The organism is Roseivivax sp. THAF197b (assembly GCF_009363255.1).
Lineage (GTDB): Bacteria > Pseudomonadota > Alphaproteobacteria > Rhodobacterales > Rhodobacteraceae > Roseivivax.
This window is the reverse complement of the sequence record NZ_CP045318.1, coordinates 1,620,850-1,632,905: the sequence shown is the minus strand read 5'-3', so window position 1 is coordinate 1,632,905 and position 12,056 is coordinate 1,620,850. Positions and strand designations below refer to the sequence as shown.

Sequence of the window (12,056 nt, the reverse complement as noted above, 5' to 3'; positions counted from 1 at the left end):
CCCGCGCAATGCCGCGGATCAAGGACCCTGCCACGGCCCAAACGCCTTAAACGATTGACCTCATCTACCCGGTTGCATATCTGCGTCAAAGCGCCGGTCGCCGCCTCATGGCCCGGATTTAGAACTGTTCTAAAGTGCTTGATTGAATTCGTCAAGAATTCCGCACTCTGAAGGAGCCAAGACCCCCATGCCCGAGGTCATCTTTCCCGGACCCGAAGGCCGCCTGGAAGGCCGCTACCATCCGCAGAAGGACCGCGATGCGCCCATCGCGATCGTGCTTCATCCGCATCCGCAATTCGGCGGGACGATGAACAACAAGGTCGTCTACAACCTGCATTACGCCTTCTACAACATGGGCTTCACCGTCCTGCGCTTCAATTTCCGGGGCGTGGGTCGCAGCCAGGGCGAATATGACCAGGGCGTCGGCGAATTGTCCGATGCGGCCGCGGCGCTCGATTACCTGCAATCGCTGAATTCGAACTCGAAGCATTGCTGGGTCGCCGGTTTCTCCTTCGGTGCCTGGATCGGCATGCAGCTCCTGATGCGCCGCCCCGAGATCACGGGCTTCATCTCGGTCTCGCCGCCCGCCAACATGTACGACTTCTCGTTCCTGGCGCCCTGCCCGTCTTCGGGCCTGATCATCAACGGCACCGCCGACCGCGTGGCGCCGCCTGCCGATACCGAGACGCTCGTGGGCAAGCTGCAGGACCAGAAGGGCATCACGATCACCCACCAGCAGATCGAGGGTTCGGGCCACTTCTTCGAAGAGCCGCATATGGACACGATGATCGGCAATGTGAGCGAATACGTGAAGCGCCGCCTCACGGAAACCACACGCTAGGTCCGGCCCCATGTCCTTCATCACCGATCTGGCCGACGATCTGGCGCGCGACACGCTCAAGGTCATGGATGCGACCGGGCAGGACCGCCTCTATGTCGAGGTGGCCGAGGTGCTCGCCGCCGCGTCCACCACGATGGAAGAGGAATATCTCACCTGCATCCGCGTGCGTCTGGCCGAGCGGCGCGGTCGCGCCTTCCTGACCAAGCTTGCCAAGGAAGCCCGCTCGCGCGCGGTGGACGGGACCGACGCCCCCGAGACCTGACGTATTCGCTTGGGTGCGGGCCGGACGGCCGCCGTTGCGCGTCACACCGTCCGCGTCACACCGAAAAGCTGACAGAAAACGCCGCCTGCTCCCCGCGAGTCAGGCGGCTTCCTTTTGCATCTCGCGCAGGATTTCGCCGTATCCGCCCTCATCCATGAAGGCGCTCTCCGACGCGGTCGAGGTCCGCGACAGAGCGTCATTGCGATAGGGAAAGCGCCCGAATTGCCGGATGACTTCGCGATGCACGCGGGCATGCAGCAGCGTGTCGCCGCCCGCATTCGGCATGCGATCCTTGACCAGCCGGATGCAATGCTCCTGATCGCACAGGTTCTCCGAATGCATCATCGGCAGGTAGAAAAACTGCCGCGCGGGCGCGTCGATCCTGAGATCCCATTCGCGCCGCACCGCCTGTTTGGCCGCAGCCAGTGCCACCGGGTCCGAAGCGAAGGCCCGCGCCTCCCCCCGGAACATGTTGCGCGGAAACTGATCCAGCAGGATGATATAGGCGAGCACCCCCGACGGATAGGTCAGCCAGAGCGCAAAGCGGCCTTCCATCGCCTCCTCGAGGACCGGAAGAAAGCGCTCCCGGATCGTCGCATCTAATGCATCGTCCTGTTTGTACCACCCCTTGGGACCGACCTCGTCGAGCCAGAAAGCCAGGATTTCCTTTGGTCCGGTCATGGCGTCACTCCTCCCCTTCACTCACACACCCCACTGCCTCAACCCTACGAAGCCGCGCCTGCCGCATGAAATCACCTTTTATGTCAACGCGCTTCGACAGGCTCACGCGGGATCACGCCACTTGCGGCCGGGCCGCACCGTCGCCTGGGTCGGAGGCGTCCGCCTCATCGGGCTCGTCTTCGGTCCAGATGTCCTGCGCCGCCTCCAGCGACATGACCGAGCTCGTATGGAGCATCGGCACGAATTCGTTGGTATCTTCGGCCACCGGACGCCGCGTCGCACGGTAGAGCGCGTAGCCCACCAACAGCAGCATCGGCAGTGCGATCAGGACGAAAAATGCCTGCGGGCCGGTCTGCACCATCAGGTAGCCTGTCACCAACGGACCGATCACGGCGAAGATGCCATTGAGGAATTGCAGACCCGCCGAAGCCGCCGCCATGTCCTCGTAATCCAGAAAATCGCTCGTATGGGCGATCAGCAGCGAATAGAGCGGGTTGGCCGCACCACCGATCAGAACAGCCGCCGCCACGAGCACGCTGAAATTGCCCGAAAAGAGCGCCGCCGTTGTGGCCGCGATGCCGCCCATCGCGGCGGTGAAGGCAATGACGATCCGGCGGTCGATCCGGTCCGACAGCATCCCCAGCGGGTATTGGAAGATCAGCGCGCCCACATAGAAGGCCGCGATGAAAATCGACGTCTGCGCCAGGGTCAGCCCCGCCTCGACGGCATAGACGGCGGCCATGCCGTATTGCAGCGCGAAGACGACGCCCATCAACGCCATGCCGATGCAGCCCAGGGGCGAGGAGGTGAAGAGCTCCCGCAGGGTCATGCGCTTGGTACTCTCGAAGGCCGGCGTCGGTGTGACCGTCAAAAGGATCGGCGCGAAGGCCAGCGAGACCAGAACCGACGGGATCACGAAGAGCAGAAAGCCCGACGGATCAGGCAGGTTCAACAGCGCCTGCGCCGCGATCACGCCCAGCATCTGCACAATGATATAGAGCGACAGCGCCTGCCCCCGTGTCGCATTGGTCGAGGCGTTGTTGAGCCAGCTTTCCGCGGTCACGTATAGCCCGCAGAACGCAAACCCCAGAACGATCCGGCCCGCGATCCAGAAGCCCGCATAGGGCAGCGCCGGAAACAGGATCAGCACCGCCGAGATGATCGAGCCCAGGGCCGCGAAGACCCGCACGTGACCCACCCGCTGGATCATCAGGGGCGCGACCTGCGAGGCGATGATGAAGCCGAAGAAGAAGGCCGACATCACGATCGACATCACGAAGGGCGAAAAGCCCGCCTCGGCGCCCCGGACCCCCAGCAGCGATCCCTGCAGTCCGTTGCCCACCATCAGCAAAAGCATCCCGAGAAGCAGCGCCCAGGATCTGTTTAGGACTACCAGCATCGCCCGCATCTCCGATCATCGTTTCCACGGGCGCCCTATCGCGATTCTCTGAAGAGGCTCAACGCGATAACGACCGTTTCGTGTCGGTTTCGGACCTCAGCGGTCGGGGATCAGCAGCGAGGCATCGCCATAGGAGAAAAAGCGGTACTGTTCTCTCACCGCATGGTTGTAGATCTCCATGATCCGGTCCCGCCCCATCAATGCCGAGACCAGCATCATCAGCGTCGATTTCGGCAGGTGGAAATTGGTCATCAGCGCGTCGGTCACGCGGAATGCGAAGCCGGGATAGATGAAGATATCGGTGTCGCCTTCGAAGGGCGCGATCCGTCCGGTCTCGCGCGCCGCGGTCTCGATCAGGCGCAGCGCCGTGGTGCCCACCGGGATGATCCGGCCGCCTGCCTCTTTCGTGGCCTGGATCTCGGCTGCGGCCTCGGCGCTCACCTCGCCCCATTCGGAATGCATCTTGTGGGTGGTCACATCCTCGACCTTCACGGGCAGGAAGGTGCCCGCGCCCACGTGCAGCGTGACATGGGTGAAGGCGATGCCCCGCGCGGCAAGCGTTGCCAGAAGGGGCGCGTCGAAATGCAAGGACGCCGTGGGGGCCGCGACTGCCCCGGCGCGCTCGGCCCAGATCGTCTGGTAATCCTCGTGGTCCTGCGCATCGGCGGGCCGCTTTGCCGCGATATAGGGGGGCAGCGGCATGGCGCCGGCCTCGGCCAGTGCCGCGTCGAAATCATCGCCCGCAAGGTTGAAGCGCAGCCGCGCCTGGCCTTCCTCCTTGGCTTCGAGGACGGCCGACAGGGCGGACGAGAAGACCACCTCTTCGCCCAGCCCCAGCTTCTTCAGCGGCTTGACCAGCGCGGTCCAGCCGCCATCGGCGGCAGGCTCCAGCAGGGTCACTTCGATCTTCGCCTCGCTCACACCCTGCCCGGTCTCGCGCCGCCGCATTCCCGACAGGCGCGCCGGGATCACCTTCGTGTCGTTCAGAACCAGCCGGTCCCCCGGACGCAGCCAATCGGGCAGGTCGCGGACCACGGCATCGGTGATCGCTCGATCTCCCTCCGCTACCAGAAGCCGCGCGGAGGATCTCGGCCGTGCGGGCCGTGTGGCGATGCGCTCCTCGGGAAGCTCGAAGTCGAAATCGGACAGCTGCATGGGCGCGCGCTCCGGCACTTTGCGAATGATCGTGGTTCAGTTCCCGGTCGAGGGCGGCGGGCGCCTGAAGATCTCCCGGAACATGCCGGGGGTGAACACCGAAAGCGGATTGACCGCAACCCTCGGCTGATCCGCCGTCCCGTCGATGTTGAAGTTGAACCCGAAGAGCCCCTCGCCGCGCCGCGTCAGCACCTGACCCACCGCGTTGATGAAATAAAGCGGGGAGAACACCCCCTGCAGATCGAGCGCCTTGGTGGCAAGGTCGATATAGCCGTCGACCGAGATTCCCATGGAGGGCCCCGTCGCCGAGGATTGCCGCAGGATCACCTGCCGGGGGGTCAGCCGGAAATCGGCCTGAACATCGGTGAAATAGATGCCGGCCCCGTTCAATTCGTCGAGTAGCCCCACCACCGAGACCGCATCGAGCATCGCGGCAAGGGCCGGCGCTTCGCGCAGCCGGGCCTCGCGCACTCGCAGCTTTCCGTCATAGGTCCCCGTGGCGCCGCGCACCGGAATGAGCGTCAGATCGAGCGTGCCGTCATCAACGTTCTGAAAGAGGCCCGTCGCCTCGAGGATCGCGCCCGCATCGTCCGATTGCAGTTGGATCGCCGTGCCGTCGTTCTGGGGGCGCGCCGCTCCGGTCAGCCGCGTGCTTTTGCCTACGATCCCGGTGCGGAACCGCCCGTTCAGCCCGTCCGTCACCTGGAAATCGCCCTCCAGATCGCGAAAGACGATGCCCTCGGTCACCACGAGCCGGTCCAGCGCCACGCTGAGCGGGAAGCCACCGGATCCGCCTCCGCCGCCACCGCCATTGCCCGTGCCGAATGTCGCCCGGCGCAGATCCAGCCGCCCGCCGCTGACGACGATGGCCGGAACCTGCCCGGCCCCCCGCGCAATCAGCGTGACCGCCCCGTCGAACCAATTGCCGAGCGACACCTGCGGCAATTCCAACCTGCGGAACCCGCCTGCTTCGGTCAGGATCACGTTCCCCTGCGCCGACAGGCCCGCCCCCGACAGCGACAGCCCGTCCAGCGTGACTTGGGAGCCGAGGCGGCCCGCGATCTCGAACCGTCCGCTTTGCTGCGCGCCCAACCGCCAGCCCAGGGCCGGAACCGACAACGCAAGGCCGCGCAGATCCGAGGACAGCGTGAAGCGCGGCCGCGCCCCGTCCCGCGGCAGGCTCATGGCGAAATCGCCCGAGCCCGAGCCGCTCAGCAGGCCTGAGGGCAATGCCACGCCAAAGGCTCGGGCCGCCGCATCGGAAAGCGCGATCCGCGCGGTGACGGTCGCCGGTGTGGTGACCGCCTCCCCGATGGGCAGGCGGAACGTGCCGCTTGCGGGCACATCCGAAAGGGACGCATCGCCTGCAACCTCGAGCGCGCTTTCCGTCACGCGCACCGCCAGCCGCTCTGCCCGCAAGACGCGCCCCGGCACGACCTGGCTGCTTTCCGCCCCGGTCACCTCGCCCGCAAGGTCGATGGTCAGATCGGAGAACTGGATCCCGCTTTTCAGGGGCAATGTCAGGCGGCCCTCAGCGGTGATCTGTCCCTCTTCGATCAGGTCCGGGGACCGCTCGGCCCGCGCCATGAGCCGCAGCGGCTCCTGGTCCAGAAAGGACAGAAGCGCGGTCACGCTGGAGCGCGTGGCCAACCGGATGTCACCGGTCGCAGGCTTCTGCCCGGTATCGGCGATGACGAAGGACGAGCCTGACACATCCACGGCCCCGCCTTCGGGCGGAACCGCCTGCCCGCGCTCCAGCATGACGGTCAAACGCTCGCCCGCGATCACCAATTGCCCGTCCGCGGCCTCGATGGAAGGCAAGGTTTGCGCGAACCGGACCTCGGCATCCTTGAAGCGCAGGTCGATATGCCGGTCGAGGCGTCCCGATGCAGGATCGAGCCGCAGCGCGATCTGCGCATCCCGGACCGCACCGCCCATGACATTCGTGGTGAACCAGTCGCGCGTCTGTGGCGCGAGCGCTGCGGGCCAGTATTGCGCCAGCGATGCGGGATCGGTCCGCGCAAGCGTTGCGTCCAGCGCGACATCCCAGCCCTCGGGGCCGGCCGACACACGGCCCTTGGCGCGCAAGGGCACCTCCTCGTCGACGATGCGCAGCCGCCCGATATCGAGCGAGAAGGGATCGAGGCTCAGGCGCAGATCCGTTTCCGCCTCCGCGATCTCGATCGGTGCTTCGAACAGCCCGCGAGGATTGGCCGCGAGATCGGACAGCGTGAATTGACCCACGAAAGACGCAGGTTCCAGCCCCGTATCCCCGGGCCCGATCCGCCCGCCTTGCAGCGATACCTGCCCCTCCGCCCGGGCGCGGCCCACCGCGCTGTCCACGGCGATCTCGGAGAATTGCAGGATCCGGCTTTCCGGCGCGAAGGAAAAGGACGTGCGCGCGCTGGCGAACTCCACGGGCTCGGCGTTGGGATTGGGTTGCAGCGCGCCTGCATCGATGGCCAGCACCACGTCGAGCCCGCCCAGCGTGCCGTCGCTGTCGAGATATCCGCCGAGATCGCCCGAAATCGGCGCCCGAAGCGCACCGAGCCACGCAAGGGCCGGGCTTTGCGTCGCGATATCGGTGGAGGCGAGGTTTTCGAGGCTCAGAGCAAAGCTCAGATCCTGCGCGCCGATATCGCTCTCGGCGCTGACCGTGACATTGGCCAGCCCCGCCGCGCCGCCCAGGAGGACCACATCCCCTTCGAGGCGCAGCCGCCCGTCCTGCCTGCGCGCGACCATGCGCCCGCCATCGGCGGTCCATCCGCGGCCCGCCCGCGCATCGTCATAGCGCAGCGTGATGGCATCGAGCGTCACCTCGTCCAGCCCGGACAAAAGCGGCGCATTGAGCGCGCGGTCCACCTGAGCCAGAACGGTGGGCAGATCGGGGCGCGGCCTCTCCCGCGGCCCAAGACCGAGCCCAAGGCTGAGCGCGCCCGTCCGGTCACGCTCGAGGCTCAGGAACAGCCCCGAGGCCTGCGCCTCGCGCAGCGCCAATTGCCGCGACACGAGCGCCCGCGCGGACAGGCCCGCCCGTATCTCGGTCAGCGCGCCCACCTGCTCGCCTGCATCTGTCGCCACGGTGACATTGCTGAGCCCGATCCGCACGAGGCCTTCGCTCAGAACCTGGAAGCGAAGGTCGGAAAAGCCGATATCGAAGCCCGGAAGCGCCCGGTCGATCCGGGCCTCGACCTCCTTGCGCAGCCAGTCCGGCGCGTTGAGCGGACGGTCGAGGGCCGACCAGAGGATCAATGCAAGCGCCGCCGCGACCGTGGCCAGAAGCCCCAAGGTCCATCCGCCGAACCGCGCGGCCCGCGCGCCCACGGAACGGCGGCGATCCTGCTCAGGCTCATTCACCACTGGAAGCGCGCCCCGCCTGCGTTACCCTTCATCACGACAGAGGTATCCCATCCACCCGGCCCATGCAAAACCGGGTTTTACGTTTGACCGATAAAGGAGTGACCATGCTGCAGACCGGCGATACAGCCCCCGAATTCACCCTGCCCGCCACCGGCGATACGGAGGTCAGCCTTGCGGATCTCAAGGGCAGCCCGGTCGTGCTGTTTTTCTACCCGCGCGACGACACGTCCGGTTGCACCAAGGAGAACGAGGATTTCACCCGCCTCCTGCCCGCCTTCGAGGAGCTGGGCGTCAAGGTCTTCGGCCTGTCGAAAGACAGCATCGCCAGCCACGACAAGTTCATGGCCAAGAAGTCGCTCACCGTGCCGCTTCTGTCGGATGCCGAGGGCGATGTCTGCGAACGCTACGGCGTGTGGAAGGAGAAGAAGATGTACGGCAAGACCTTCATGGGGATCGAGCGGTCGACCTTCCTGATCGACGCCGAAGGCAAGATCGCCGAGGCCTGGCCCAAAGTGAAGGTACCCGGTCATGCCGATGCGGTGCTGGAGGCCGCGAAAGCGCTCTGATAGGCGGATGGGAGGAAGACGAAAGGACGCCTCCTATGCCCGACACCCTGGCCGAGATGGCCGTCGATGTCCTGACAACGGCGGATGGCCGCGAGAAGACCGCAAAATCGCGCGCCCATGCGTCGCGCTGGTTTGCCGCCCGCGATGCCGGGCAGCGCCTGCCCGTGGGCCGCGCGGCGGCGCCCTTGCGCCCCGCCCGCCCCGAGGCGCCGGCCCTTCTCGATCCGCGCGACGTGCCGCGCCGCCGACCGGGCAGCCCCGAGGGCCGGATCGCGCTCCTGCACGCGGTCGCCCATATCGAGCTCAATGCCGTGGATCTACACTGGGACATCATCCCGCGCTTCGCCCATATCGAGATGCCGCCCGGCTTCTACGACGATTGGGTCAAAGCCGCGGACGAGGAATCCAAGCATTTCAATCTCATGTGCGATTGCCTCGAGGCGGCGGGCTCTTTCTATGGCGCCCTGCCCGCCCATGCCGGGATGTGGCGCGCAGCCGAGGACACGGTTGACGACCTCGCAGGCCGGCTGGCCGTGGTCCCCATGGTGCTGGAGGCGCGCGGCCTCGATGTCACCCCGGGCATGATCGAGGTCTTTCGCAAGGCAGGCGCCAAGGAGGCGGTGGCCGCGCTCGAGACGATCTATGCCGAGGAAGTGGGCCATGTCACCTACGGCTCGAAATGGTTTCATTATCTCTGCGGCGCGGGCGGGATCGATCCCACACCCGAGTTCCAGCGCCTCGTGCGCCACTATTTCAAGGGCGCGCTGAAGCCGCCCTTCAACGAGGAAAAGCGCGCCGAGGCGGGGCTTGCACCCGACTTCTACTGGCCGCTTGCACATCAATCGGGCAGTGCTCGCGACCGCTAACATCCGGTTAAGCCCCGAAAACATCGGCGGATTATTGCCAAAAGTCCGGCTTTTGGGCCGTTTCACACCCATGCGTGATCGAAAAAGTTGCGATCCATCGAAGGACTAAGTACCCCGTTTGCCAAGGTGCCGGTTTGGGGAAACGAGCGCCGTGATTGGGACGGGATAGAGGATAGACACGTGCGGACGCAGATTGCGATCAAGCTCCATTCAGCCATGGAGCGCATTTTTCCTGAACGTAGACTCTTTCTGAAATCGGAGACCGATACACGGTTCATCCGCCTGCGATCCGAAACGCAGGCCGTTGCCGCGCTCGGCGGCGGGGCCGTGATCGCTTGGACGATCATCGCGACCGCCGTGATGCTCATGGACTCGATCGGTGCGGGCAGCTTCCGCGATCAGGCCCTGCGGGACCAGCGAAGCTACGAACAGCGCCTCAACGAATTGTCGAACGAGCGGGATGCCCGCGCCGCCGAAGCCCGCGCCGCGCAGGAGCGCTTCAACGCCGCACTCGAGCAGGTCTCGATGATGCAGTCCGAATTGCTCAAGACGCAGAATACCGCGCGCGAATTGCGCACCGGCCTCGATCTCGTGCAATCGACCCTCGGCGCCACGATCAAGGAGCGCGAGGCGGTTCGCGACAAATATGCCGCCCTGCGCGGCCAGATCGAGGAAGGCGGCACCGTGCTCGCCTCCGACGAGGCCGACAACGAAACCGTGGCCTTCCTCACGGACGCGCTCTCCCGCACCGCAGAGGAGCGCGACCAGGTCGTTGCCGACGCCCAGGACGCTCTGATCCGCGCCGACGAGATGGCGACCGAGATCCGCCTGATGGAAGAGAAGAACGACATGATCTTCCGTCAGCTCGAAGAGGCGATGACCGTGTCGGTCAAGCCGCTCGACAAGATGTTCAAGGCCGCGGGCATGGATCCCGACAACGTGCTGAACCAAGTGCGCCGCGGCTATTCCGGCCAAGGCGGTCCGCTGACACCACTCTCCTTCTCCACCCGCGGCGAGGAGCCCTCCGAGGAAGCCGAGCGCGCCAACAACATCCTCGGTCAGATGGACCGGTTGAACCTCTATCGCATCGCGGCCGAGAAGGCGCCGTTTGCCTCCCCGCTGAAGGATCCGTTCCGCTTCACCTCCGGGTTCGGGCGCCGCTGGGGCCGGTTGCACGCGGGCACCGATTTCGCTGCACCGCACGGCACGCCGATCTATTCGACAGCCGATGGCGTCGTCACCCATGCGGGTTGGCAATCGGGTTACGGGCGGCTCGTGAAGATCCAGCACGAGTTCGGAATCGAGACCCGCTACGCACATAATTCCAAACTGCACGTTCAGGTCGGTCAAAGGGTCTCGCGCGGTCAGAAGATTGCTGCTATGGGGAACACCGGACGGTCTACCGGCACGCATCTGCATTACGAAGTGCGCGTCGGTGGGAAACCCGTGAACCCCATGACCTACATCAAGGCTGCGAACGATGTTTTCTAAAAGCAAGATCAACGACCCTGCCCCGAAGGCAGAGGATGCAAAGCCCGCGGCACAGGCAGACAGCGCGCGCCCCGCGGCACCCGATTACAAATCGGACTTCAAACCGTCGGCGCCCAAGGCCAAGCCGCCCGCATCGACCCTGTCCGCAGACCTGCATGTGACGGGCAACCTCAAGACGACCGGCGACATCCAGGTCGAAGGCACCGTCGAAGGCGACATCCGCGCGCATCTTCTGACCATCGGTGAATCCGCCACGATCAAGGGTGAGGTCATCGCCGATGACGTGGTGATCAACGGCCGCATCGTGGGTCGCGTCCGGGGCCTCAAGGTCCGCCTGACCGCGACCGCGCGGGTCGAAGGCGACATCATCCACAAGACCATCGCCATCGAGTCGGGCGCCCATTTCGAAGGCTCCGTGCAGCGTCAGGATGATCCGCTCTCCACCAAGGGCAAAAGCGGCGGCGCAGCTCCGCAGCAGCAGGCAGCTCCCGCGCCCCAGAAAGCGCAATCCTGACCCCCACAATCCGGGATCTCAGCTCACCGCAAAGGCCGCTCCCCGAGCGGCCTTTTTCTTATCCCGACCGATCCGTCGCGCCAGGCATCCCGAACGCGACTTGTTTGGCCGACCTCGGACCCTGCACCCGGGCGCCCGCGCCACGCTCGGACCGAACCGCGCCCCGCCCCTGCTTCATCTTTCCCGAAAACGTCGGAGAGCACGAGAGGCCGGCCTCTCGTCGGGCCGGTCCCGGCTCGATGCCGGGATCGGGCCGCCAATCAGGTCAGGCCCAAACGATCACGCCTCGAGCTCCGCGTCCCAATAGAGGAAATCCAGCCAGCTTTCATGCAGATGGCCCGGCGGGAATTTCCGCCCCATGTTGCGCAGCTCTTCCGCGCCGGGCTGGCGTGGCGGCTTGCGCAGGGACAGGCCCGACCGGTGCAGCGCCTTGGCGCCTTTCTTCAGGTTGCACGGGGCACAGGCCGCGACCACGTTCTCCCAGCTCGTCACGCCGCCGCTGGCGCGTGGGACTACGTGATCGAAGGTCAGATCCCCCTTCGATCCGCAATACTGGCAGCGAAATTCGTCCCTCAGAAATAAATTAAAGCGCGTGAAGGCCACGCGCTTTTGAGGTTTGACGTAATCTTTCAGGACGACAACGCTGGGTATCTTCAGCGTCATGGAGGGACTTCGCACCACCTCGTCATATTCGGCGATGATATCCACCCGGTCCAGGAACGAGGCCTTCACCGCCTCCTGCCATGGCCACAGGCTCAGCGGATAATAGGAGAGCGGCCTGTAATCCGCGTTCAGGACAAGCGCGGGATGCTGCCGCAAGCTGCCCGGTTCACGTACGAAATGCGTTCTGAAATCGCCATCCATCGCCTGACTCGTTCCTCGCCCTGTCTGCCCCTCGCAAGCACCAGAGCGGGGAGACCC

At 65.4% G+C, this 12,056-nt stretch carries 11 protein-coding genes; 6 read left to right on the top strand and 5 right to left on the bottom strand.

All coding sequences use genetic code 11. The annotated features are described in order from the left end of the window. Positions 1-187: 187 nt before the first annotated feature. Both FIV09_RS08115 and FIV09_RS08110 read left to right on the top strand, forming a co-directional pair. The gene (locus FIV09_RS08115; protein WP_152449512.1) at positions 188-841 is read left to right on the top strand and encodes an alpha/beta hydrolase; all 654 of its coding nucleotides are present in this window, start codon (positions 188-190) and stop codon (positions 839-841) included. Positions 842-851: 10 nt separating this feature from the next. Then, positions 852-1,103: a hypothetical protein gene (locus FIV09_RS08110; RefSeq protein ID WP_152449511.1), complete on the top strand. Its 252-nt coding sequence runs from the start codon at positions 852-854 to the stop codon at positions 1,101-1,103. A gap of 99 nt (positions 1,104-1,202) precedes the next feature. Here FIV09_RS08110 and FIV09_RS08105 read toward each other — a convergent pair whose 3' ends face one another. The 4 genes from FIV09_RS08105 to FIV09_RS08090 all read right to left on the bottom strand — a co-directional run bounded on the left by FIV09_RS08105 (position 1,203) and on the right by FIV09_RS08090 (position 7,698). Beyond that, positions 1,203-1,784 carry a DUF924 family protein gene (locus tag FIV09_RS08105; RefSeq protein WP_152449510.1) on the bottom strand — a complete coding sequence of 194 codons (582 nt, stop codon included), beginning with the start codon at positions 1,782-1,784 and terminating at the stop codon, positions 1,203-1,205. 112 nt (positions 1,785-1,896) lie between these two features. Next, positions 1,897-3,183 (bottom strand): MFS transporter, encoded by a 1,287-nt coding sequence (locus FIV09_RS08100; RefSeq protein ID WP_152452455.1) that lies wholly within the window; start codon positions 3,181-3,183, stop codon positions 1,897-1,899. 96 nt (positions 3,184-3,279) lie between these two features. Next, positions 3,280-4,338, bottom strand: coding sequence for a tRNA preQ1(34) S-adenosylmethionine ribosyltransferase-isomerase QueA (gene queA, locus FIV09_RS08095; RefSeq protein ID WP_152449509.1), 1,059 nt, complete (start codon positions 4,336-4,338; stop codon positions 3,280-3,282). A gap of 36 nt (positions 4,339-4,374) precedes the next feature. Beyond that, positions 4,375-7,698, bottom strand: a complete 3,324-nt coding sequence (locus tag FIV09_RS08090) for a DUF3971 domain-containing protein (RefSeq protein ID WP_152449508.1) — start codon at positions 7,696-7,698, stop codon at positions 4,375-4,377. A 104-nt stretch (positions 7,699-7,802) separates the two neighbouring features. On the opposite strand from FIV09_RS08090, the gene FIV09_RS08085 reads away from it, so the two are divergent. The 4 genes from FIV09_RS08085 (at position 7,803) to FIV09_RS08070 (ending at position 11,135) form a co-directional block, all read left to right on the top strand. Then, positions 7,803-8,264, top strand: a complete 462-nt coding sequence (locus FIV09_RS08085; protein ID WP_152449507.1) for a peroxiredoxin — start codon at positions 7,803-7,805, stop codon at positions 8,262-8,264. 35 nt (positions 8,265-8,299) lie between these two features. Further along, complete coding sequence (locus tag FIV09_RS08080; RefSeq protein ID WP_152449506.1) at positions 8,300-9,130, top strand: ferritin-like domain-containing protein; 831 nt, start codon at positions 8,300-8,302, stop codon at positions 9,128-9,130. Positions 9,131-9,310: 180 nt separating this feature from the next. Then, the gene (locus tag FIV09_RS08075; RefSeq protein ID WP_152449505.1) at positions 9,311-10,621 is read left to right on the top strand and encodes a M23 family metallopeptidase; all 1,311 of its coding nucleotides are present in this window, start codon (positions 9,311-9,313) and stop codon (positions 10,619-10,621) included. Continuing rightward, positions 10,611-11,135: a polymer-forming cytoskeletal protein gene (locus tag FIV09_RS08070; protein ID WP_152449504.1), complete on the top strand. Its 525-nt coding sequence runs from the start codon at positions 10,611-10,613 to the stop codon at positions 11,133-11,135. Before FIV09_RS08075 ends, FIV09_RS08070 begins: the two co-directional genes overlap by 11 nt. 279 nt (positions 11,136-11,414) lie before the next feature. Here the strand turns inward: FIV09_RS08070 and FIV09_RS08065 are convergent, their stop codons facing one another. Beyond that, complete coding sequence (locus FIV09_RS08065; RefSeq protein WP_152449503.1) at positions 11,415-11,999, bottom strand: HNH endonuclease; 585 nt, start codon at positions 11,997-11,999, stop codon at positions 11,415-11,417. Between the last annotated feature and the right edge of the window lie 57 nt (positions 12,000-12,056).